Source organism: Pseudomonas sp. GW460-12-10-14-TSB1 (assembly GCF_017349775.1).
GTDB classification, from domain to species: Bacteria; Pseudomonadota; Gammaproteobacteria; order Pseudomonadales; family Pseudomonadaceae; genus Aquipseudomonas; species Aquipseudomonas piscium.
The window spans coordinates 53,556-75,965 of record NZ_JACNAC010000029.1; the positions used below are offsets into that span (position 1 = coordinate 53,556).

Below are 22,410 nucleotides of genomic sequence, written 5' to 3' on the forward strand. Positions count from 1 at the left end.
GACCCTACTTAGAAATAGCCCTGACGTTTCTTGTCTTCCATGGAACCGGCGCCATCGTGATCGATGACCCGGCCCTGGCGCTCGGAAGTTCGCGTCAGGAGCATTTCCTGAATGATGTCCGTCAGGCTCTCGGCTTCGGACTCCACCGCGCCCGTCAACGGGTAGCAGCCAAGGGTACGGAAACGCACCTTCTTCTTGACGATGCGGGCCTTCTCTTCGTCGGAGAGGTGCTCGAGGATGCGCTCGTCGTCGATCATGATCAGGGTGCCGTTCTTCTCGATCACTTCACGCTCGGCGGCGAAGTACAGCGGCACGATCGGGATGCCTTCGAGGTAGATGTATTGCCAGATGTCCAGCTCGGTCCAGTTCGACAGCGGGAAGACGCGGATCGACTCGCCCTTGTTGACCTTGCCGTTGTAGACGTTCCACAGCTCGGGGCGCTGGTTCTTCGGGTCCCAGCGATGCTTGCTGTCGCGGAACGAGTACACGCGCTCCTTGGCGCGGGATTTCTCTTCGTCGCGCCGGGCACCGCCGAACGCCGCATCGAAACCGTACTTGTCCAGCGCCTGCTTGAGGCCCTCGGTTTTCATGATGTCGGTGTGCTTGGCACTGCCGTGGGTGAAGGGGTTGATGCCCTGCGCAACGCCTTCCGGGTTGACGTGGGTGATCAGTTCCAGGCCCAGCTCTTCGACCATGCGATCGCGGAACTTGTACATCTCCTGGAATTTCCACTGGGTGTCGACGTGCATCACCGGAAACGGCAGCTTGCCCGGGAAGAACGCCTTGCGCGCCAGGTGCAGCATCACGGCGGAGTCTTTACCGATGGAGTACAGCATCACCGGGTTGTCGAACTCGGCGGCCACCTCGCGGATGATGTGGATGCTTTCCGCCTCCAGCTGTTTCAGATGCGTCAGTTTGTCGACCATGGCTACTCACGAAAGCTTTCTTATGGACGGCCTGCGGGCCGTGTTCGAGCGGGGCATGCTAGCACAGCGACCTCTTCTAATCAGGACGCCGGCTAGATCGAAACGGTATATGAATATACCCGCCTGTTTGTTGTGTTCAGGTCCTTCTGTAGCCGCTGTCGCGGGCTGCGATCGACTGTGTGGCAGCGTGCTCTTGAAGGTCCTTCGACCAGAGTGGCCCGGGCCATCGCAGCCTGCGGCAGCGGCTACAGGACAAGACTTTATATAGGGTTCGGGCAGTCGATGAACAAGTGCTCGAGGGCGAAGCGACGGGCCAGGTAATCCCCCAGCGCCTGCACGCCGTAACGCTCGGTGGCGTGATGGCCGGCGGCGATAAAACTGATGTCGTTTTCCCGGGCGCTGTGGAAGGTCTGCTCCGAGGCCTCGCCGCTCAGGTACAGATCGACGCCGGCCAGCACCGCCTGGTCGATGTAGCCCTGGCCGCCCCCGGTGCACCAGCCGACACGCCGGATCATCTTGCTGCCTTCGACCACCAGCGGCTCGCGCCCCATCACTTCCTGGACCTTGCGGGCAAAGTCCCGCGCGGTCATGGGCTCGGCAAGGGAGCCGACCAGCCCGACGATCTTCAGGTTGTCCGGGTCCAGCGGGCCTTCCACAGTAATATCCAGTTGCCGCGCCAGTTGCACGTTGTTGCCGACGTCCGGGTGCAGGTCCAGCGGCAGGTGATAGGCCAGCAGGCTGATATCGTGCTTGAGCAGGGTTTTCAGCCGGCGCTGTTTCATGCCGGTGATGCAGGGGTTCTCGCCTTTCCAGAAATAGCCGTGATGCACCAGCACCAGATCGGCATTGGCCTCCACCGCGGCATCGAGCAGCGCCTGGCTGGCCGTGACGCCGCTGACGATGCGCATCACCTGTGGCCGGCCTTCGACCTGCAGGCCATTGGGGCAGTAATCGGCGATTCGCGAACTGCCCAGGTAGCGGTCCGCTTCCTCTACCAGAGTGCTCAGGGCAACGGCCATAAAAGACTCCTAAATATCCCGTTCAGAGGCGCGCGCGGCCTCGTATAATGCGCGACATTATGGGCCGTCCCGGGCGGCCTGCAACCTCTCAGGACTTGCTCAATGCTCAAGGCTCTGCGTTTTTTTGGCTGGCCGCTGTTGGCCGGTGTGCTTATCGCGTTGCTGATAATTCAGCGTTACCCGCAATGGGTCGGCCTGCCCAGCCTGGACGTCAACCTGCAGCAAGCCCCGCAAACCAAGGCGCTTCGACAAGGCCCGGTGTCCTATGCCGATGCCGTGGCGATCGCCGCGCCGGCAGTGGTCAACCTGTACACCACCAAGGTCATCAACAAACCGGCGCACCCGTTGTTCGAGGACCCGCAGTTCCGCCGCTTCTTCGGCGACAACCTGCCCAAGCAGCAGCGCATGGAGTCGAGCCTGGGTTCCGGGGTGATCATGAGCCCCGAAGGTTATCTACTGACCAACAACCACGTGACCTCCGGCGCCGAACAGATTGTGGTGGCGCTCAAGGACGGTCGTGAAACCCTGGCCCATGTGATCGGCAGCGACCCGGAAACCGACCTGGCGGTCCTCAAGATCGACCTGAAGAACCTGCCCTCGATCACCGTCGGGCGCTCCGACAGCATCCGCATCGGTGACGTGACCCTGGCCATCGGTAACCCGTTCGGGGTCGGCCAGACCGTGACCATGGGCATCATCAGCGCCACCGGGCGCAATCAGCTGGGCCTGAACAACTACGAAGACTTCATCCAGACCGATGCGGCGATCAACCCGGGCAACTCCGGCGGCGCGCTGGTGGATGCCAACGGCAACCTGACCGGGATCAACACGGCGATCTTCTCCAAGTCCGGCGGTTCCCAGGGCATTGGCTTCGCCATCCCGATCAAGCTGGCCATGGAGGTGATGAAGTCGATCATCGAGCACGGCCAGGTGATTCGTGGCTGGCTGGGCATCGAGGTGCAGCCGCTGACCCAGGAACTGGCCGAATCGTTCGGCTTGTCCGGGCGCCCGGGCATCGTGGTGGCGGGGATTTTCCGCGACGGTCCGGCGCAAAAGGCCGGCATGCAGTTGGGGGACGTGATTCTCAGCATCGATGGCGAACCGGCCGGCGATGGCCGTCGCTCGATGAACCAGGTGGCGCGGATCAAGCCCAGCGATAAGGTCAGCATCCAGGTGATGCGCAACGGCAAGGAGCTCAAGCTCACCGCCGAAATCGGCCTGCGCCCGCCACCGGCGCCGGTCAAGGAAAAAGAGTAAAAGCATCGCGAGCCAGCTTCGCTCCCGCAGGAGTGAGCTGGCTCGCGGTAGGGCTTACAGCTCGCCCAGGCCGTCGATCAGGGCCTGGTTCTGCTCCGGCGTGCCGATACTGATCCGCAGGAACTGGGCAATCCGCTCCTGCTTGAAGTGCCGGACAATCACCCCCTGCTCCCGCAGCTTGGCCGCCAGGCCCGCCGCATCATGTCGTGGGTGACGGGCAAAGATGAAGTTGGCAGCCGACGGCAGCACTTCAAAGCCCTTGGCGCGCAACTGCGCCACCACCTGCTCGCGGCTGTCGATCACCAGTTGGCAGGTCTTGGCGAAGTACTCGCGATCATCGAACGCCGCCGCGGCGCCAACTATCGCCAGGCGATCCAGCGGGTAGGAGTTGAAGCTGTTCTTGATCCGCTCCAGCGCCTCGATCAGGTCCGGGTGTCCCACCGCCAGGCCGACCCGCAGGCCAGCCAGGGAACGGGACTTGGACAGGGTCTGGGTCACCAGCAGATTCGGATAGCGGTCCACCAGGCTGATGGCGGTTTCACCGCCGAAGTCGATGTACGCCTCGTCCACCACCACGACCGAATCCGGGCTGGCCTTGAGGATCTGCTCGACGGCCTCCAGGGCCAGCAGGCAGCCGGTCGGCGCGTTCGGGTTGGGGAAGATGATCCCGCCGTTCGGCCTGGCGTAATCGGCTGGGCGGATCTGGAACTGCTCGTCCAGCGGCACCGCGTCGAAGTCGATGCCGTACAGGCCGCAATACACCGGATAGAAGCTGTAGCTGATGTCCGGGAACAGCAGCGGTTGGTCGTGCTGCAGCAAGCCGTGAAAGATGTGCGCCAGCACTTCGTCGGAACCGTTGCCGAGGAACACCTGGTTGCTCTGTACCCCGTAATACCGGGCCACCGCCTGCTTGAGCAGGTCGCTGTTGGGGTCCGGGTACAGGCGCAGGTTGTCGTTCAGTTCGCCCTGCATCGCGGCCAGCGCCTTGGGCGACGGGCCGTAAGGGTTTTCGTTGGTGTTGAGCTTGACCAGTTTGGTCAGCTTCGGCTGTTCGCCCGGCACATAGGGCACCAAGTCCTTGACGAACGGACTCCAGAATTTACTCATGCTTATTGCCCCTGTTCCTGGTCAGCGATGATCCGGTATTCCGCACTGCGGGCGTGGGCGCTCAGCGACTCGCCACGGGCCAGCACCGAAGCGGTCTTGCCCAGTTCGGAAGCGCCCTGCTCGGAGCAGAAAATGATCGACGAACGTTTCTGGAAGTCATACACCCCCAGCGGCGAGGAGAAACGCGCCGTGCCGGAAGTCGGCAGCACGTGGTTCGGGCCTGCGCAGTAGTCGCCCAGGGCCTCGGAGGTGTGACGGCCCATGAAGATCGCGCCGGCGTGACGGATCTGCGGCAACCAGGCCTGGGGATCGGCGACGGACAGTTCAAGGTGCTCCGGGGCGATGCGGTTGGCCACTTCGATGGCCTGCTGCATGTCGCGCACCTGGATCAAGGCGCCACGGCCATTGATCGAGGTATTGATGATTTCCGCGCGCTCCATGGTCGGCAACAGCTTGGCGATGCTGGCGGCGACCTGATCGAGGAACGCCGCGTCCGGGCTGACCAGGATCGCCTGGGCGTCTTCGTCGTGCTCGGCCTGGGAGAACAGGTCCATGGCGATCCAGTCCGGATCGGTCTGGCCATCGCACACCACCAGGATCTCCGAAGGACCGGCGATCATGTCGATGCCGACCTGACCGAATACGTGACGCTTGGCGGTGGCCACATAGATGTTGCCCGGGCCGACCACCTTGTCCACCTGCGGCACGCTCTCGGTGCCGTAGGCCAGGGCGGCAACGGCCTGGGCGCCACCGATGGTGAACACCCGGTCGACGCCGGCGATGCAGGCCGCGGCCAGCACCAGTTCATTGACCTCGCCACGCGGGGTCGGCACCACCATCACCACTTCGGTGACGCCAGCGACTTTGGCCGGGATGGCATTCATCAATACCGAGGATGGATAAGACGCCTTGCCGCCCGGCACATACAGGCCAGCGCGATCCAGCGGCGTGACCTTCTGGCCCAGCACCGTGCCGTCGGCCTCGGTGTAGCTCCAGGAGTCCTGTTTCTGTTTTTCGTGGTAGCTGCGCACCCGCGCCGCGGCTTTTTCCAGGGCTTCGCGCTGGGCCACGGTGATCCGGGTCAGGGCAAGCTCCAGGCGCTCGCGCGGCAGGATCAGGTCGGCCATGGACGCCACTTGCAGGCCGTCGAAACGCTGGGTGAATTCCACCAGCGCCGCGTCGCCGCGCTCGCGCACCGCCTTGATGATGTCCAGCACCCGCTGATTGACCGAGTCGTCAGACACACTTTCCCAGCTCAGCAGATGATCCAGATGATGCGCGAAATCCGGGTCAGCAGCGTTGAGTCGGCGAATTGCAGTGGGAGCGGTCATAGCGAGGGCCTCATTGAATGGCTAATGCTCAGGCACCCTAAGCTACCAGTCCATTCGCGCGGGCACCTGAGAAAATTGGCTATGACACGGATAGACGGGCGCGGCTGGCGCCGCGCGAGTGAATCAACCGCGGTGTCGCGACTCCACTGCTTTGCGCAGGGTGTCGATCAGTGCCTGGATGCGGGCGTGCTGCATTTTCATGGAGGCCTTGTTGACCACCAGACGGGAACTGATCTTGGAAATCAGCTCCTGGGGCTCCAGGCCGTTGGCCCGCAGGGTGTTGCCGGTGTCGACCACGTCGATGATCTTGTCCGCCAGGCCGATCAGCGGCGCCAGCTCCATCGAGCCGTACAGCTTGATGATGTCGACCTGGCGACCCTGCTCGGCGTAGTAACGCTTGGCAACGTTGACGAACTTGGTGGCGACGCGCAGGCGGCCCTTGGGCTCGGCCGCGCCGATGGCACCGGCGGTCATCAGCTTGCACTGGGCGATCTGCAGGTCCAGCGGCTCGTACAGGCCCTGGCCGCCGTATTCCATCAGCACATCTTTACCGGCAACGCCGAGGTCGGCGGCACCATGTTCGACATAGGTCGGCACGTCGGTGGCGCGCACGATCAGCAAGCGCACATCGGCCTGGGTCGTGGGGATGATCAGCTTGCGGCTCTTGTCCGGATTCTCGGTAGGCACGATGCCGGCTTCAGCCAGAAGCGGCAAGGTGTCATCAAGGATGCGGCCCTTGGACAGTGCGATGGTCAACATGGGAAACGTAAGTCCTTATCAGGATACTCATGCCCGGTCGCAAACGGCGCCAGACACGCATCGAGCCTGAACACAGGCTCGACTTGGAACCAAACCTTGGGGCACGTCCCTGTGCCCATCACGCAAACTAGCCCGGTACGCGGCGGATCTTGGCGCCGAGCATCTGCAGCTTCTCTTCGATGCACTCGTAACCACGGTCGATGTGGTAGATGCGATCGATCAGGGTGTCGCCTTCGGCCATCAGTGCCGAGATCACCAGGCTGGCCGAAGCCCGCAGGTCGGTGGCCATGACTGGCGCGCCCTTGAGGATTTCGGTGCCGGTGACGATCGCGGTGTTGCCTTCGACCTGGATCTTCGCGCCCATGCGGTGCAGTTCGTAGACGTGCATGAAGCGGTTTTCGAAGATGGTCTCGATCACTGCGCCCGTGCCTTCGGCAATGGCGTTGAGGGAGATGAACTGGGCCTGCATGTCGGTCGGGAACGCCGGGTACGGTGCAGTACGCACGTTGACCGCCTTCGGACGCTTGCCATGCATGTTCAGCTCGATCCAGTCCTCGCCGGTGGTGACTTCGGCGCCGGATTCCTTGAGTTTTTCCAGGACGGCTTCGAGGATGGTCGGATCGGTGTCCTTGACCTTCACGCGACCGCCGGTCACGGCGGCGGCGACCAGGTAGGTGCCGGTTTCGATACGGTCAGGCATGACCTTGTAGATCGCCGAGTGCAGGCGCTCGACACCGTCGATGGTGATGGTGTCGGTACCGGCGCCGGAAACCTTGGCGCCCATGGCATTGAGGAAGTTCGCCAGGTCGACCACTTCAGGTTCGCGGGCGGCGTTCTGCAGCACGCTGCGGCCTTTGGCCAGGGCGGCGGCCATCATGATGTTCTCGGTACCGGTCACACTCACGGTATCGAAGAAGAAGTGCGCGCCGCGCAGACCGCCTTCAGGCGCCTTGGCCTTGATGTAGCCGCCTTCGACGTCGATCACCGCGCCCATGGCTTCCAGGCCACGGATGTGCAGGTCGACCGGACGCGAACCGATGGCGCAACCGCCAGGCAGCGCGACTTCGGCTTCGCCGAAACGGGCAACCATCGGGCCCAGCACCAGGATCGAGGCACGCATGGTCTTGACCAGCTCATAAGGAGCAACCAGGGTCTTGATGGTGCGTGGGTCGATTTCGACGCTGAGCTTCTCGTCGATCACCGGCTCGATGCCCATGCGACCGAACAGCTCGATCATGGTGGTGATGTCGTGCAGGTGCGGCAGGTTGGCGACCGTGACCGGGCCATCGCACAGCAGGGTTGCAGCCAGAATCGGCAGGGCAGAGTTCTTTGCCCCGGAAATGCGGATCTCGCCATCAAGACGAACGCCGCCGGTAATAATCAATTTATCCATAAGAATCTCGACGCCCTTGGGCTCAGGTGCGCTCGGCCCAGGCCGCGCTGCTGAAAAATTTCATAGTGACCGCATGGATGCTGCCATCGGCGATCCACGGGTTCAAATGGGCATAGATGCTCTGCTGACGCTTGACCGGACTCAAGGCCACCAGTTCGTCACTGATCACGTTCAGCTGAAAGTTGCAGCCTTCGCCCTCAACTTCTACCTGAACGGATGAAAGAGTCTCGGACAGCTTTCCTTCAAGGAAGCTCTTCACTTCGTTGGCCTGCATGCTCAACCTCAATCGGCGCCCTGTGCGCGCGGGTCGGACATCATACAAAAAAGCCCCGCGCCTGCGAACCCCGCATAGCAGGACTCTGACGGGGGGCTTGCTTGTCGATGGGTTGCTAAGGCTGTGCCAGCAGCTCGGTCAAACCGGAAACCTCGGCGATTTCGCGCATGTCTTCAGGTAACGCGCGGATGCTGACGGCCTTGCCGGCTGCCGCGGCATCGCGCATGAAGGCCAGCAGCAACGACAAGCCGACGCTGCTGGACTTCTCTACCGCCGAACAGTCGAGCACCAGCGCCGCCGCGGTGCTGGAGGCGATCAGGGCCTGCCCCTGCTTGCGCAGGCCCGGGCCGGAGCGATAGTCCAGCACACCGCTGATCAGCAGTTCGCCGGCTTCACCCAGACGGACGGCCGACTCACTCATTGCGTGACCTTCTCTGGCGAGTTTTCGCTCGCTTCCTTGGCCTTGGCCACTTCGCCGGCCCAGTTGTTGATGGTCTTGTCCAGGTCGTTGCCGTTGCGCTGCATGGCATCGGCGAACTGATCGCGGAACAGCTTGCCGATATTGATACCGTTGATGATCACGTTGCGCAGTTTCCACTCGCCGTTGATCTTCTCCAGCGTGTAGGACACAGGATAGACCGCGCCGTTGCTGCCCTTGACCGTCATGCCGACGCTGGTACGGTCGCCCGACTCGTCCCTGGCAGGGTCAACGACGATGCCCTGGTTGTTGTACTCCAGCAAGGCGTTGCCATAGAACTGGAACAGGCCCTTCTTGAAGTTTTCCTCAAAGGTGCGCATTTGCTCCGGCGTGGCCTTACGCGAGTACTTGACCGTCATAATGCTCTTGGAAATACCTTCGGCATCCACGACCGGACCCACGATGCTGTTCAGCGCCGCATAAAAGTCTTGCGGGTCCTGCTTGTACTTTTCTTTGTTGGCAGCCAGGTCGGCCAGCAGACGGTTGGTGGTGTCCTGTACCAGATCATGCGCGGAAGGCGCCGCCACGGCGTGAGCCATCAACGGCAACGCCGCCAGTAATACCAACAGGCTACGTCGCAAGGTAGAGATCATGAAAAAATCCTCATTTGGCGTCTTTGCTAACGGTATTGAGCAGGAATTTACCGATCAGGTCCTCAAGTACCAGTGAAGACTGGGTGTCGTGGATGGTCCCGCCATCCTTGAGCAACGTGTCTTCGCCGCCGACGCTGATACCAATGTATTTCTCGCCGAGCAGCCCAGCGGTCAGGATAGATGCAGTCGAGTCGGTCGGCAGGTTATCTACGCGCTTTTCCAACTGCAGCGTGACCCGACCGGTGAAACTGTCGCGGTCCAGATCGATAGCCGTGACCTTGCCGATGGTCACACCGGCCATGGTCACTTTAGCTCTGACCGTCAAACCGGCGATATTGTCGAAATATGCGTAAAGTTTATAAGTATCGGTGCTCGAGGTCGGGGACAAGCCACTGACCCGCAAGGCAAGCAACAGCAAAGCCAGGATGCCAGCCAGCAGGAAAAGGCCGACACCGATTTCCAGGGTGCGGTTTTGCATCAGAAATCTCCAAACATCAAGGCGGTCAGAATAAAGTCCAGGCCGAGTACGGCCAACGAGGCGTACACAACGGTCTTGGTAGTGGCACGACTGATCCCCTCTGAAGTGGGCTCGCAGTCATAGCCTTGGAATACGGCGATCCAGGTCACGACAAAGGCGAAAACGATGCTCTTGATGATGCCATTGAGCACGTCCTCATTGAACGTCACGCTGTTTTGCATGTTCGACCAGTAGGAACCTTCATAGACTCCCAGCCAGTCGACGGCCACCCACGAACCGCCCCAGATGCCCACCACGCTGAAGATGATCGCCAGCAACGGCAGGGAAATGAAACCGGCCCACAGACGTGGCGCGACAATGTATTTGAGCGGGTCGACACCGATCATCTCCAGGCTGGAGAGCTGTTCGGTGGCTTTCATGTTGCCGATTTCCGCGGTCAGCGCCGAACCGGCCCGGCCGGCGAAGAGCAATGCCGTGACCACCGGCCCCAGTTCACGCAGCAGGGTCAGGGCGACCATCTGCCCCACCGCCTGCTCCGAACCGTAGCTGGACAGGATATTGAAGCCCTGCAGCGCCAGTACCATGCCGATGAATATCCCGGAGACCACGATGATCACCAGGGACATCACGCCCACCGAATGCAGCTGCTTGACCAAGAGGCCGAAGCCGCCGCCGATGCTGCCGCGGCCGAACAACACGTGAAACAGCATCAGGCTCGAACGCCCGAGCACCGCAAGAACGTCGATGCCCGAGCGACCGAACAGACGAATTCGCTCCAATAAAGATACTTTGCGCATCAGCGCTTCCCCAGAAGATCTGCGCGGTAATCAGGCGCTGGAAAGTGAAAGGGTACCGGACCGTCGGGGTCGCCTTTCATGAACTGGCGGATCCGCGGGTTATCGGAATCCATCAATTCGTCGGGCGTGCCCTGCCCCAGCACCTGGCCATCGCCCACCACATAGATGTAGTCGGCGATGCTCGCGGTTTCCGCCAGATCATGGGAAACCACGATACTGGTGATACCCAACGCGTCGTTGAGCAGGCGGATCAGGCGCACCAGCACGCCCATGGCGATCGGGTCCTGGCCTACGAACGGCTCGTCGTACATGAGGATCTGCGGGTCCAGGGCGATGGCCCGGGCCAGGGCCACACGACGCTTCATGCCGCCGGACAGTTCGTCGGGCATCAGGTCGATGGCACCGCGCAACCCGACCGCCTGCAACTTGAGCAGGACGATATCGCGGATCATTTCATCCGGCAGCTGGGTATGAACGCGCAGCGGAAAGGCGACGTTCTCGAACACATCGAGATCGGTGAACAGCGCGCCGCTCTGAAACAGCACACCCATCTGCTTGCGGGCGTCGAACAGATCGCCGCGCGACAACTTGGGCAGGTTCTGGCCGTTGACCCAGACTTCACCGCTGCTGGGGCGCAACTGCGCGCCCATCAACCGCAGGAGCGTGGTCTTGCCGCAACCGGAAGGCCCCATGATGCCGGTGACCTTGCCCCGTGGAATACGGATATCGACATTATTGAAGATGCTGCGCGCACCGCGCTTGAAGGACAGTCCCTTCAGCTCGACCGCGTAGGCGTTATCGGCACTCATCTAAACTCCTTGCGATGCAGCCTCTCACTCGGACGCTTGGCTCCCTGCCGGGAGTACATGCACCCAGGGCAGGCCGAACTGGCGGCGAACTATATCACTGCTGATACGGAGCCCCCAAGGCCGAAGCCATCCGCGTTCAGGTTCACGACAGGCTAAAACGGGCTTTACAGGACAATTCCAGCCTATAGAAGGACAAAGGCTGACGAACTTGCGTGAGGGAATCGATCATTACCGCTATAATCGCCGCCTTTTCATCAGGCTATACGATTTCTGACATGAGCCAATCCAGCGACCTGATTCAATCGGCACAACGCACCATCCGCCTCGAGATAGAAGCCGTACAAGGCTTGCTGCCACATATCGACGCAGATTTCGTACGCGCTTGCGAGATGATTCTGGCCAGCAAAGGCCGCGTAGTCGTGGTCGGCATGGGCAAGTCCGGGCATATCGGCAACAAGATCGCCGCCACCCTGGCCAGCACCGGCACCACCGCGTTTTTTGTCCATCCGGCCGAAGCCAGCCATGGCGACATGGGCATGATTACCCGGGACGATGTGATCCTGGCCCTGTCCAATTCCGGCTCGACCAATGAAATCGTGACCCTGTTGCCGTTGATCAAGCGCCTGGGCATCCAGTTGATCAGCATCACCGGCAACCCTGATTCACCGCTGGCCAAGGCCGCCGAGGTCAACCTCAACGTCCAGGTCGAGCAAGAGGCCTGCCCACTGAACCTGGCCCCGACCTCCTCGACCACCGCCGCCCTGGTCATGGGCGACGCCTTGGCCGTGGCGCTGCTGGAAGCCCGCGGCTTCACCGCCGAAGACTTCGCCTTCTCCCATCCGGGCGGCGCGCTGGGCCGTCGCCTGCTGCTGAAGGTCGAGAACGTCATGCATGCCGGCGAACAGTTGCCACAGGTCCAGCGTGGCACCCTGCTCAAGGATGCCTTGATGGAAATGACCCGCAAGGGCCTGGGCATGACCGTCATTGTCGAGGCCGACGGGCGCCTGGCCGGGGTCTTCACCGACGGCGACCTGCGCCGCACCCTGGACCGCACCATCGACATTCACCACACCACTATCGATGAAGTCATGACCCTTCACGGCAAGACCGCCCGCGCCGAAATGCTGGCGGCCGAAGCCCTGAAAATCATGGAAGACAATCGAATCAACGCACTGGTCGTGGTGGACAAGGACGATCGCCCGATCGGCGCCTTCAACCTGTCCGACCTGCTGCGCGCGGGAGTCATGTAATGAGCACGGATCTGCTGCAACGCGGCAAGAACATCAAGCTGGCGGTTTTCGACGTGGATGGCGTACTGACCGACGGTCGCCTGTACTTCCTCGAAGACGGCAGCGAGTTCAAGACCTTCAACACCCTCGATGGCCAGGGCATCAAGATGCTGATGGCCACGGGCGTACAGACGGCAATCATCAGCGGGCGCAAGACGCCGGTGGTCGAGCGCCGGGCGAAAAACCTGGGGATTCCCCATCTGTTTCAGGGCCGCGAGGACAAACTGGTGGTGCTGGACGGGCTTCTTGCCCAACTGGGCCTAAGCTATGAGCAGGTCGCCTACCTGGGCGACGACCTGCCGGACCTGCCGGTGATCCGCCGGGTCGGCCTGGGCATGGCCGTCGCCAATGCCGCCAGTTTTGTCCGTGAACACGCCCATGGCGTTACCCAGGCCCGTGGCGGCGAAGGTGCCGCCCGCGAGTTCTGCGAGTTGATCCTGCGCGCCCAAGGCAGCCTTGAAGCGGCCCACGCCGCCTACTTATAGAGCCTCCCATGCTGAGCAAAAAGATTCGCAACATCCTGATCTTCGGCATCATCACCGTGCTGTTCCTGGCGGTGGGATACTGGAACATCAGCCCGGAACGCTTCCTCGACAAGCCGGTCGCGCAGGTCGACGAAAGCGCCATCGACTACTACGCCATCAACGCCCGTAGCGTGCAGTACCTGCCCGACGGCAAGCTGCAGTACGAAATGACGTCCGACAAGGTCGAACACCTCAAGGCCAGCGAGGTGACGCTGCTGACCAAGCCGGACCTGCAGATGTATCGCGGCACCGCCTTCCCCTGGCACGTCCAGAGCGAGCACGGCGAAGTCAACCCGGATGGCACCCAGGTCGAGTTGATCGATTCGGTACGGGTTTCCCGCACCGACGAGAAAAATCGCAACCTGCTGATCACCACGACCCGCATGACAGTATTCCCGCAGAAGCAATATGCGCAGACCGATCAAGACGTTAGAATCGACGGCGCCGGCGGCGTGACGACTGGCAAGGGAATGAAAGCGTATTTGAAAGACGGCAGGATGAACCTGCTATCGAACGTAAGAGGACAGTATGAGGCTCGTTAAAACCCTCCCTATTTTGCTCGGTCTGGGCGCAGCACTGGGAAGCGTGAGCGCCTGGGCTCTGCCGAACGATAGCCAGCAACCAATCCGCATCCAGGCCGACGACGCTCAACTGGACGACAAGAATGGCGTAGCCACCTACAGAGGCGACGTGATCATCACCCAGGGCTCGATGAAGGTCACCGGCAATACCGTGACCATCACCCGTACCCAGACCGGTGATATCGACGTGGTGACCTCGGTGGGCAACCTGGCCTACTTCGAACAGATTCAAACCCAGGGCGACACCAAGCCGGTCCAGGGCTACGGTGTGACCATCCAGTACCACGCCGCGCAGAACCGCGTCGTGCTGATCGACCGCGCCAAAGTCGTCGACAAGGATGGCAACATCACCCAGGGCGAGAAAATCGTCTACGACACCAACAAGAAGCTGGCCAGCGCCGGTCGCGCCACCGGCAGCAAGGTCACCGAGTCGCGCCCACGGATCGACATGGTCATCCAGCCGAAAAAGAAAACTGACGAAAAGGCCCAGTAATGGCAACTCTGAAAGCTCAGCACCTGGCCAAGAGCTACAAGAGCCGCCAGGTCGTGCGTGACGTCAGCCTGTCCATCGACAGCGGCCAGATCGTCGGCCTGCTCGGCCCCAACGGCGCCGGCAAGACCACCTGCTTCTACATGATCGTCGGCCTGGTCCAGGCCGATCAGGGACGTATCCTGATCGACGACCTGGATGTCAGCCACCAGCCGATGCACGGCCGCGCCCGCGCCGGGATCGGTTACCTGCCGCAGGAAGCCTCGATCTTCCGCAAGCTCTCGGTAGCCGACAACATCATGGCCATCCTCGAGACCCGCAAGGAGCTCGACAAGGCCGGTCGTCGCCAGGAACTGGAAAGCCTGCTGCAGGAGTTCCACATCAACCACATTCGCGACAACCTCGGCATGAGCCTCTCCGGTGGTGAACGTCGCCGTGTGGAAATCGCTCGCGCACTGGCCACCGCACCCAAGTTCATCCTGCTCGACGAACCCTTCGCCGGCGTGGACCCGATCTCGGTAGGCGACATCAAGCAGATCATTCACCACCTGAAGGCCAAGGGCATCGGCGTGCTCATCACCGACCACAACGTCCGTGAAACCCTGGATATCTGCGAAACCGCCTACATCGTCAACGACGGCCAACTGATCGCCGAAGGCGACGCCGAAACCATCCTCGCCAACGAGCTGGTCAAGGAAGTTTACCTGGGCCATGAGTTCCGCCTGTAAGCCCTGAGGTGTTTGGCTGGTCGCCAGAGCGCCCGTCCCAATAAAACCCTGCTGTTTTTATTGTTACAGCGCTCTAGGCAAACACTTCAGTTTCAGGCATATAATTTGCTTATGTTTGGCGCTCACGCGCCCTGTAGTGGATGGCGCATGTGCGCCGGCGAATAAGGTGTTAAGCCCCTGCCATGAAACCATCGCTAGTCCTCAGAATGGGCCAGCAGCTGACGATGACACCGCAGCTGCAACAGGCCATCCGCCTGCTCCAATTGTCGACCCTGGACCTGCAACAGGAAATCCAGGAGGCCCTGGAGTCCAACCCGATGCTCGAGCGCCAGGAAGAAGGCGACGACTTCGATAACACCGATCCGCTGGCCGACAACGCCGAGCAGAAACCCAATACCGATATCCAGGAACCCTCCTACCAGGAAACCGCCCCGACGGTGGACAACCTCGAGGACGGCGAATGGAACGAGCGCATTCCCAACGACCTGCCGGTCGACACCGCCTGGGAAGACGTCTACCAGACCAGCGCCAGCAGCCTGCCCAGCAACGATGACGACGAGTGGGACTTCACCACCCGCACCTCGGCCGGCGAAAGCCTGCAGAGCCATCTGCTCTGGCAGTTGAACCTGGCGCCCATGTCCGACACCGATCGCCTGATCGCCGTGACCCTGATCGACTGCATCAACAATCAGGGCTATCTGGATGAAACCCTCGAGGAAATCCTCGAAGCCTTCGATCCGGAGCTGGACATCGAACTCGACGAAATCGAGGCCGTCCTGCACCGCATCCAGCAATTCGAGCCCGCCGGCATCGGCGCCCGCAACCTGGGCGAATGCCTGCTGCTGCAACTGCGCCAGCTGCCCGCCAAGACCCCTTGGCTGACTGAAGCCAAGCGCCTGGTCACCGACTTCATCGACCTGCTCGGCAGCCGCGACTACAGCCAGCTGATGCGGCGCATGAAGCTCAAGGAAGACGAACTGCGCCAGGTCATCGAGCTGGTACAGAGCCTCAACCCACGGCCGGGCTCGCAAATCGAATCCACCGAAGCCGAATACGTGGTCCCCGACGTCATAGTGCGCAAGGACAACGAACGCTGGCTGGTGGAACTGAACCAGGAGTCCGTGCCGCGCCTGCGCGTCAACCCGCAGTACGCCGGCTTCGTGCGGCGCGCCGACACCAGCGCCGACAACACCTTCATGCGCAATCAGCTGCAGGAGGCCCGCTGGTTCATCAAGAGCCTGCAGAGCCGTAACGAAACCCTGATGAAAGTCGCCACCCAGATCGTCGAGCATCAGCGCGGCTTCCTCGAGTACGGCGATGAAGCGATGAAACCGCTGGTCCTGCATGACATCGCCGAAGCGGTGGGCATGCACGAATCGACGATTTCACGGGTGACCACGCAAAAATTCATGCATACCCCTCGGGGCATTTATGAACTGAAATACTTTTTCTCCAGCCACGTAAGTACCTCCGAAGGCGGTGAATGCTCGTCCACGGCGATCCGCGCGATCATCAAAAAACTGGTCGCCGCGGAAAATCAGAAAAAGCCGTTGAGTGACAGCAAGATCGCTGGTTTACTGGAGGCACAAGGCATTCAGGTAGCCCGTCGTACCGTCGCCAAGTACCGCGAATCCCTGGGGATCGCGCCTTCCAGCGAACGGAAGCGGTTGATGTAACCGCCGGGCTCGCCACAGCGTTTCAGTGGCAGGTCAATCGACCTGCCGCTTTATGCACTGGCAACGAAGGAGAAGCTGTATGCAAGTCAACATCAGTGGACACCAACTGGAAGTGACCGAACCTCTGCGCGCTTACATCGGCGAAAAACTCGACCGACTGGAGCGGCACTTTGACAAGATTACCAATGTGCAGGTAACGCTGGCCGTCGAAAAACTGAAGCAGAAAATCGAGGCCACGCTGCACATCCATGGTGGGGAAGTCGTCGCCAATGCAGAACATGACGACATGTATGCCGCAATCGACTTGCTCACGGACAAGCTTGACCGCCAACTGAAAAAGCATAAGGAAAAGCAACTCCACCTTCTCCAAGGCACGGGTCGCTAACACTCCCCTCCCATGATCCGACTTGAAAGCATCCTGACCCCCGGCCGTTCCCTGGTGAACGTGCCGGGCGGCAGTAAAAAACGCGCCCTCGAACAAATTGCCAACCTGATCAGCCGCGAAGTGCCCGATCTGGAGATGCAAGATGTCTTCGAAAGCCTGATTGCCCGTGAAAAACTGGGTTCCACCGGTTTTGGCAACGGCATCGCCATTCCACACTGCCGCCTCAAAGGCTGTGAGGCGCCCATCAGTGCCTTGATGCACCTGGACGCTCCCATCGATTTCGACGCCATCGACGGCGCCCCGGTCGACCTGCTGTTCGTACTGCTGGTCCCGGAAGCCGCCACCGATGCGCACCTGGAACTGCTCCGGCAGATTGCCAGCATGCTGGACCGCAAAGAAGTACGCGACAAGCTGCGCAGCGCCAGCAGCAACGAAGCCTTGTACAAGGTTGTCCTGGACGAACAGAACGGTCAGTAATCATGCGTTTGATCATCGTCAGCGGCCGGTCCGGCTCAGGTAAAAGTACTGCCCTCGATGTACTCGAGGACAACGGCTACTACTGCATCGACAACCTGCCAGCCGGGCTGTTGCCCGAACTGGCCGAGCGGGCGCTGATCCATACCGAACTGACACAGCCACTGGTCGCCGTGTCGATCGACGCCCGTAACCTGCCAAGCCACCTGTCGCGCTTCCCCGAACTGCTCGAGGAAGTGCGCAGCCGGCATATCCAGTGCGATGTGCTGTACCTGGACGCTGACGAAGAAACCCTGCTCAAGCGCTTTTCCGAAACCCGCCGTCGCCACCCCTTGAGCAGCAGCAACCGCTCGCTGGCCGAGGCGATTCAAGACGAAAGCCATCTGCTAGGGCCAATTGCCGACCTGGCCGACCTCAAGGTCAACACCACCAGCCTGAACCTGTATCAACTGCGCGATACCATCAAGTTGCGCCTGTTGAACCAGCCGGAGCCGGGCACTGCCTTTCTGGTGGAGTCCTTCGGGTTCAAGCGTGGCATGCCGGTCGACGCCGACCTGGTGTTCGATGTGCGCTGCCTGCCGAACCCCTACTGGAAGCCTGAATTGCGCGACCAGTCCGGGCTCGACCAGCCGGTCGCCGAGTACCTGGCCGCCCAGCCGGACGTCGAGGAAATGTTCCAGGACATCTCCAGCTACCTGCTGAAATGGTTGCCACGTTTCGCCGCCAGCAACCGCGCCTACGTCACTATTGCCATTGGCTGCACGGGCGGCCATCACCGCTCGGTCTACCTGACCGAACGCTTGGGCCAAGTCCTGCAAAAGTCCCTGAAGAACGTCCAGGTTCGCCACCGCGACCTTAGCTGAAAGGATCTACCCCGCGATGCCTGCTCTGGAAATTGAAATCATCAACAAACTGGGTCTGCATGCCCGTGCCTCGGCAAAATTCGTCGGCGTGGCCGGTCAGTTTCCTTGCCAGATTCGCGCCGGGAGAACCCCGGAGTCGATGGTCGACGGCAAGAGCATCATGGCAATGATGATGCTGGCCGCCGGCAAGGGCACCAGGATTCATCTGAAGACCGAAGGCGACCAGGAGCAGGAGGCGCTTGAAGCGCTGGTGGCACTGATCAACAACTTCTTCGACGAAGGCGAGTAAGGGTCGGCAGGGCAAACCTGCCGAAAGGCACTCAAGCGAGTGCCGTATCCATGACCATCATCAGGCAAAAACCGACACACAAGCCCAGGCTGGCCAGCTTTTCATGACCGTTGCGGCGTGATTCAGGGATCACCTCATGGGTGACCACTAACAGCATCGCCCCCGCCGCCAATGCCAGTCCGAGCGGCAACAGCATCTCGGCCAGGCTCACCAGCCACGCACAAAGCAAAGCGAACACCGGCTCCACCAGGCCTGAAGCGGCGCCGATCAGGAACGCCTTGACCCTGGACATGCCTGCGCCAGCCAGCACCAGGGCAATCACCAGGCCTTCCGGCACGTCCTGCAAGGCGATCCCCATGGCTAGGCTGTCCGCCTCCGGCATGCCGCCACCCGCGGAAACGCCTACGGCCATTCCTTCAGGAATGTTGTGGGCAATGATGGCAAACACAAACAGCCAGATGCGCGGCGGGATGACCGGGTGCTCAAGGGTGCCTACCAACTTCTCCGGGTTGCCCCCCGACACCTTGCGATCCACCAGAAACAGCCCCAAGGCACCCAGCATGATGCCGAAGCTGATCAGGCCACTCGAAGCCCAGGGCGACAATCCGAGTTTTTCCGCTGCGGCGATACCGGGCACGATCAGCGAAAATGCCGTGGCCGCCAGCATCACCCCGGCGCCGAACCCCAACAGGGTGTCACTCAGCGCCAGCGGCATCTTGCGAATCACCAGCACCGGCACTGCCCCCAGCGCGGTTCCCAGGGCACAGACCGCCCCACCCTGTAATGCACGCAACAAGCGCGGTTCCAGGTCCAGCCAGGACAACCCCTGGGCAACCAGCAATGCAGTACCCGCCAACAGCAACAGCGAACCGAACGCGTAACGAAACATCCGTCCGCTGCTGATCGTCAGTGTTTCAGTGCCCATAGTCAGCCTTAGGTCTTTTTATAGGTGGGGGCTCAAATCAGCGCGGCCTGATAGCGCTGGGCTACTTCCGGCCAATTGATCACGTTGTAGAACGCATTGATGTATTCCGGCCGCCGGTTCTGGTAACGCAGGTAATACGCGTGCTCCCACACGTCCAGACCAAGAATCGGGGTATTGCCGTTCATTAACGGGCTGTCCTGGTTGCCGCTGCTCTCGACGATCAGGGTCTTTTGCGGGGTCACGCTGAGCCAGGCCCAACCGCTGCCGAAACGCGTAAGCGCGGCCTTGGTGAAGGCCTCCTTGAAAGCCTCGAAACCACCCAGCTGCTCGTCGATTGCCTGGCCCAGCGCACCGTCCGGCTTGCCTCCGCCGGTCGGCGCCATCACTGCCCAGAACAACGAATGGTTGGCATGGCCGCCGCCCTGGTTGATCACCGCTGCACGCAGTTTCTCCGGCAGCTGCTGGACCCCGGCCACCAGCCTTTCCACCGACCAGTCGGCCCATTCTGTGCCTTCCACGGCCGCGTTGAGGTTGTTGATGTAGGTCTGATGGTGCTTGGTGTAGTGAATCTCCATGGTCTGCGCATCGATATGCGGCTCCAGGGCGTCGTAGGCGTAGGGCAATGCAGGCAAGGTAAAGGACATATCAATGGGCTCCGTAATGAGGGGCATTCGGGGTCGCGGCGCCGGAAGTCGATTGCGTGACATTGCTCTCCAGCAGGCGATGGGTACGGGGGTATTCACCGTGCTCACCGATGAAGTTGAGCAACTCGACATAGGTCTTGCTGCTCTGGCGCAGCGCGGCTTCCCGCAGCGCCGGCGCCAGGCGGTTGTCCTGCATGGTCTGCAACAGCCGCTGGTGGATGGCGCAGAGGTATTCCGCGCTCTCCTCCGGCTGGTTCAGGCGCAGGTGCAGGTCCGCCAGGTTGTGATGGGAGATGACACAGGCCGCCACCGCTTCGTCGGCATCGCTCCAGCGCTCGAACAGCACCTGCGCCAGGGCCAGGGCCTGCAAGTAATACTCGCGGGCATCCACCAGGTCGCCCTGCATGAAGAAACGGTTTGCCCTTTCGATCGTGCGTTTCCAGTGCTCCATGGTGAACCTCCAAAGCAATGTCGGGATTTACACGCCGCCCGCGGTGAGTTTTTCCGGGTCGAGCAGGATCTCCAGCTGGCTGCGTGACAGATCAGTGTGTTCAAGGGCGACGTCGATCACCGGGCGCCCCTGCTTGTAGGCGGTCTTGGCGATTTCAGCGGCCTTCTGGTAACCGATGATCGGGTTGAGCGCCGTGACCAGGATCGGGTTGCGCGACAGCGCCTCCTTGAGCTTGGGCTCGTTGACCTTGAAGCTGGCAATCGCCTTGTCCGCCAGCAGGCGGCTGGAGTTGGCCAGCAGTTCGATGCTGCTCAACAGGTTCTGCGCGATGATCGGCAGCATGACGTTCAGCTCGAAGTTGCCCGACTGCCCCGCCACCGTGATCGTGGTGTCGTTGCCGATCACCTGGGCCGCCACCATCGCCGTGGCTTCCGGAATCACCGGGTTGACCTTGCCCGGCATGATCGAAGACCCCGGTTGCAGCCCTTCCAGCTCGATCTCGCCGAGGCCAGCCAAGGGCCCGGAGTTCATCCAGCGCAGGTCGTTGGCGATCTTCATCAAGGTGACCGCGATGGCCTTGAGCTGGCCGGAGACCGCCACCGCAGTGTCCTGGGAGCCGATCAGGGCGAACAGGTTCTTGCCCGGCGTGAACTGCACCTGGGTCAGGCTGCTCAATTGCCGGCTGAAACCCGCGGCGAACTGCGGGTGAGCGTTGATCCCGGTGCCCACCGCGGTACCACCCTGCGCCAGGGATTGCAGGCTCGGCAGCAGGTCCTGCAGGTGGCCGATATTGGCCTTGAGCTGCTGCGCCCAACCTTCCAGTACCTGGCTCATGCGCACCGGCATCGCGTCCATCAGGTGGGTGCGGCCGGTCTTGATGAACGGATGGACCTCCACCGCCTTGCGCTCAATGACCTGCACCAGATGCACCAGCGCCGGCAGCAATTGCTCGTGCAAGCCCAGCGCGGCGCTGACGTGAATAGTGGTCGGAATGATGTCGTTGCTGCTCTGCCCACAGTTCACATGGTCGTTGGGGTTGACCGGCTCGCCGAGCAGACGGCTGGCCAAGGTGGCGATGACTTCGTTGGCGTTCATGTTGGAACTGGTGCCGGACCCGGTCTGGAAGATATCCACCGGGAAGTGCTGCATGAAGTCGCCTTCCAGCAGGCCTTGGGCGGCATCGACTATGGCCTTGCCCTGGGATTCGCTCAGTTGTTTGAGTTCGACGTTGGCCTTGGCTGCGGCCGCCTTGGCCAGGATCAGTGCGCGGATGAACTGCGCCGGCATGCGCTGGTGGCTGATGGGAAAGTTATCCACTGCACGCTGGGTCTGTGCGCCATACAGCGCCTGCTCCGGAACATGCAGCTCGCCCATGCTGTCGCGTTCGATACGGGTATTACTCATCGGGAAATCCTTGCACCAGTTCGATAAGGGGAATGGATGGCAGCAACGAGCAGGTCGCCAGTTGCCAGGCATGGCTTTGCCAGCGCTTGAGCCGGCACTTGCAAAAAGACAGGCGTTCCAGGTCACGCAACGGGCGCCAGGCCTGGTCCAGGCACTGGCTGCGCCAATGCCAGGGCAGCGCGGTATCGGTGGCGGTATCAAGCAGCAGGCGGAATGAGGTTTCGGCGATCAGCCAAGGCGAGGTGGCGGTGCAACACGCCAAGTAGCGCCCTTCGGCCAGGTAATGCTCGATCAGGCGCGGCTCGTCCGGATCGAGGGCACAACGGATCTGGCGGCTCATCCAGCGCCAGCTTTCGAGGTAAGGCTGCTCGTGCAAGGCAGAACTCATGACCTGGGCTCATTCGATAATGAGATTTATTATTATATGATATTGAGAATCAAAACAAGCTCAAGACCAAGCTCCCCC

The 22,410-nt window shown here is 61.4% G+C and carries 28 protein-coding genes; 11 read left to right on the forward strand and 17 right to left on the reverse strand.

Annotated features, from left to right (window positions below; translation table 11 throughout):
* Nucleotides 1-8 precede the first annotated feature (8 nt).
* Together cysD and J4D52_RS17775 are read right to left on the reverse strand one after the other, a co-directional pair.
* Nucleotides 9-926, reverse strand: coding sequence for a sulfate adenylyltransferase subunit CysD (gene cysD, locus J4D52_RS17770; RefSeq protein ID WP_007929849.1), 918 nt, complete (start codon nt 924-926; stop codon nt 9-11).
* A gap of 260 nt (nt 927-1,186) precedes the next feature.
* Nucleotides 1,187-1,945 (reverse strand): Nif3-like dinuclear metal center hexameric protein, encoded by a 759-nt coding sequence (locus J4D52_RS17775; protein WP_009042201.1) that lies wholly within the window; start codon nt 1,943-1,945, stop codon nt 1,187-1,189.
* 102 nt (nt 1,946-2,047) lie between these two features.
* Between J4D52_RS17775 and algW the strand changes: the two genes are divergently transcribed.
* Nucleotides 2,048-3,202 (forward strand): Do family serine endopeptidase AlgW, encoded by a 1,155-nt coding sequence (gene algW / locus J4D52_RS17780; RefSeq protein WP_025806436.1) that lies wholly within the window; start codon nt 2,048-2,050, stop codon nt 3,200-3,202.
* Nucleotides 3,203-3,256: 54 nt separating this feature from the next.
* Here algW and hisC read toward each other — a convergent pair whose 3' ends face one another.
* The 10 genes from hisC to J4D52_RS17830 all read right to left on the reverse strand — a co-directional run bounded on the left by hisC (nt 3,257) and on the right by J4D52_RS17830 (nt 11,221).
* Nucleotides 3,257-4,309 (reverse strand): histidinol-phosphate transaminase, encoded by a 1,053-nt coding sequence (hisC, locus tag J4D52_RS17785; protein WP_025806435.1) that lies wholly within the window; start codon nt 4,307-4,309, stop codon nt 3,257-3,259.
* 2 nt (nt 4,310-4,311) lie between these two features.
* Nucleotides 4,312-5,640, reverse strand: coding sequence for a histidinol dehydrogenase (gene hisD, locus J4D52_RS17790; protein ID WP_025806434.1), 1,329 nt, complete (start codon nt 5,638-5,640; stop codon nt 4,312-4,314).
* Between the two features lie 123 nt (nt 5,641-5,763).
* Nucleotides 5,764-6,399 (reverse strand): ATP phosphoribosyltransferase, encoded by a 636-nt coding sequence (gene hisG / locus J4D52_RS17795; RefSeq protein WP_063428378.1) that lies wholly within the window; start codon nt 6,397-6,399, stop codon nt 5,764-5,766.
* Between the two features lie 127 nt (nt 6,400-6,526).
* Entirely contained in the window at nt 6,527-7,792 is a 1,266-nt protein-coding gene (gene murA, locus J4D52_RS17800) for a UDP-N-acetylglucosamine 1-carboxyvinyltransferase (RefSeq protein WP_025806432.1), read from the reverse strand.
* A 22-nt stretch (nt 7,793-7,814) separates the two neighbouring features.
* Nucleotides 7,815-8,066, reverse strand: a complete 252-nt coding sequence (locus J4D52_RS17805; RefSeq protein WP_007929860.1) for a BolA family protein — start codon at nt 8,064-8,066, stop codon at nt 7,815-7,817.
* A 115-nt stretch (nt 8,067-8,181) separates the two neighbouring features.
* Nucleotides 8,182-8,487: a lipid asymmetry maintenance protein MlaB gene (locus J4D52_RS17810; RefSeq protein WP_007929861.1), complete on the reverse strand. Its 306-nt coding sequence runs from the start codon at nt 8,485-8,487 to the stop codon at nt 8,182-8,184.
* Entirely contained in the window at nt 8,484-9,137 is a 654-nt protein-coding gene (locus J4D52_RS17815; protein WP_025806431.1) for a phospholipid-binding protein MlaC, read from the reverse strand. The genes J4D52_RS17810 and J4D52_RS17815 overlap by 4 nt, the downstream gene beginning before the upstream one ends.
* A gap of 10 nt (nt 9,138-9,147) precedes the next feature.
* A complete protein-coding gene (gene mlaD / locus J4D52_RS17820) occupies nt 9,148-9,615 on the reverse strand; it encodes an outer membrane lipid asymmetry maintenance protein MlaD (RefSeq protein ID WP_007929863.1) in 468 nt (155 codons plus the stop codon).
* Nucleotides 9,615-10,412 (reverse strand): lipid asymmetry maintenance ABC transporter permease subunit MlaE, encoded by a 798-nt coding sequence (mlaE, locus tag J4D52_RS17825; RefSeq protein ID WP_025806430.1) that lies wholly within the window; start codon nt 10,410-10,412, stop codon nt 9,615-9,617. Before mlaE ends, mlaD begins: the two co-directional genes overlap by 1 nt.
* Complete coding sequence (locus J4D52_RS17830; RefSeq protein ID WP_009042197.1) at nt 10,412-11,221, reverse strand: ATP-binding cassette domain-containing protein; 810 nt, start codon at nt 11,219-11,221, stop codon at nt 10,412-10,414. The genes mlaE and J4D52_RS17830 overlap by 1 nt, the downstream gene beginning before the upstream one ends.
* Nucleotides 11,222-11,496: 275 nt before the next feature.
* Between J4D52_RS17830 and J4D52_RS17835 the strand changes: the two genes are divergently transcribed.
* The 10 genes from J4D52_RS17835 to J4D52_RS17880 all read left to right on the forward strand — a co-directional run bounded on the left by J4D52_RS17835 (nt 11,497) and on the right by J4D52_RS17880 (nt 18,520).
* Complete coding sequence (locus J4D52_RS17835) at nt 11,497-12,471, forward strand: KpsF/GutQ family sugar-phosphate isomerase (protein ID WP_025806429.1); 975 nt, start codon at nt 11,497-11,499, stop codon at nt 12,469-12,471.
* Complete coding sequence (locus J4D52_RS17840; protein ID WP_007929867.1) at nt 12,471-12,995, forward strand: HAD family hydrolase; 525 nt, start codon at nt 12,471-12,473, stop codon at nt 12,993-12,995. Before J4D52_RS17835 ends, J4D52_RS17840 begins: the two co-directional genes overlap by 1 nt.
* Before the next feature lie 8 nt (nt 12,996-13,003).
* The gene (gene lptC, locus J4D52_RS17845) at nt 13,004-13,576 is read left to right on the forward strand and encodes an LPS export ABC transporter periplasmic protein LptC (RefSeq protein ID WP_025806428.1); all 573 of its coding nucleotides are present in this window, start codon (nt 13,004-13,006) and stop codon (nt 13,574-13,576) included.
* Complete coding sequence (gene lptA / locus J4D52_RS17850) at nt 13,563-14,108, forward strand: lipopolysaccharide transport periplasmic protein LptA (protein WP_007929869.1); 546 nt, start codon at nt 13,563-13,565, stop codon at nt 14,106-14,108. The genes lptC and lptA overlap by 14 nt, the downstream gene beginning before the upstream one ends.
* Nucleotides 14,108-14,833: an LPS export ABC transporter ATP-binding protein gene (gene lptB, locus J4D52_RS17855; RefSeq protein ID WP_007929870.1), complete on the forward strand. Its 726-nt coding sequence runs from the start codon at nt 14,108-14,110 to the stop codon at nt 14,831-14,833. The genes lptA and lptB overlap by 1 nt, the downstream gene beginning before the upstream one ends.
* Before the next feature lie 182 nt (nt 14,834-15,015).
* Nucleotides 15,016-16,509: an RNA polymerase factor sigma-54 gene (locus J4D52_RS17860; protein ID WP_009047001.1), complete on the forward strand. Its 1,494-nt coding sequence runs from the start codon at nt 15,016-15,018 to the stop codon at nt 16,507-16,509.
* Between the two features lie 79 nt (nt 16,510-16,588).
* The gene (gene hpf / locus J4D52_RS17865; RefSeq protein ID WP_007929872.1) at nt 16,589-16,894 is read left to right on the forward strand and encodes a ribosome hibernation-promoting factor, HPF/YfiA family; all 306 of its coding nucleotides are present in this window, start codon (nt 16,589-16,591) and stop codon (nt 16,892-16,894) included.
* A gap of 12 nt (nt 16,895-16,906) precedes the next feature.
* Nucleotides 16,907-17,371, forward strand: a complete 465-nt coding sequence (ptsN, locus tag J4D52_RS17870; RefSeq protein WP_063428375.1) for a PTS IIA-like nitrogen regulatory protein PtsN — start codon at nt 16,907-16,909, stop codon at nt 17,369-17,371.
* Between the two features lie 2 nt (nt 17,372-17,373).
* Nucleotides 17,374-18,231, forward strand: a complete 858-nt coding sequence (gene rapZ, locus J4D52_RS17875; protein ID WP_025806426.1) for an RNase adapter RapZ — start codon at nt 17,374-17,376, stop codon at nt 18,229-18,231.
* A 16-nt stretch (nt 18,232-18,247) separates the two neighbouring features.
* Nucleotides 18,248-18,520 carry an HPr family phosphocarrier protein gene (locus J4D52_RS17880; RefSeq protein WP_025806425.1) on the forward strand — a complete coding sequence of 91 codons (273 nt, stop codon included), beginning with the start codon at nt 18,248-18,250 and terminating at the stop codon, nt 18,518-18,520.
* A gap of 31 nt (nt 18,521-18,551) precedes the next feature.
* Here the strand turns inward: J4D52_RS17880 and J4D52_RS17885 are convergent, their stop codons facing one another.
* The 5 genes from J4D52_RS17885 to J4D52_RS17905 are packed head-to-tail and all read right to left on the reverse strand — an operon-like array spanning nt 18,552 to nt 22,332.
* Nucleotides 18,552-19,445, reverse strand: coding sequence for a ZIP family metal transporter (locus tag J4D52_RS17885; protein ID WP_063428373.1), 894 nt, complete (start codon nt 19,443-19,445; stop codon nt 18,552-18,554).
* 32 nt (nt 19,446-19,477) lie between these two features.
* Nucleotides 19,478-20,089: a superoxide dismutase gene (locus J4D52_RS17890; protein ID WP_063428372.1), complete on the reverse strand. Its 612-nt coding sequence runs from the start codon at nt 20,087-20,089 to the stop codon at nt 19,478-19,480.
* 1 nt (nt 20,090) lies between these two features.
* Entirely contained in the window at nt 20,091-20,540 is a 450-nt protein-coding gene (locus tag J4D52_RS17895) for a hypothetical protein (RefSeq protein WP_025806422.1), read from the reverse strand.
* Between the two features lie 27 nt (nt 20,541-20,567).
* Nucleotides 20,568-21,944: an aspartate ammonia-lyase gene (locus J4D52_RS17900; RefSeq protein ID WP_007929894.1), complete on the reverse strand. Its 1,377-nt coding sequence runs from the start codon at nt 21,942-21,944 to the stop codon at nt 20,568-20,570.
* Nucleotides 21,937-22,332 carry a hypothetical protein gene (locus J4D52_RS17905; protein ID WP_007929895.1) on the reverse strand — a complete coding sequence of 132 codons (396 nt, stop codon included), beginning with the start codon at nt 22,330-22,332 and terminating at the stop codon, nt 21,937-21,939. The genes J4D52_RS17900 and J4D52_RS17905 overlap by 8 nt, the downstream gene beginning before the upstream one ends.
* Nucleotides 22,333-22,410: the final 78 nt, after the last annotated feature.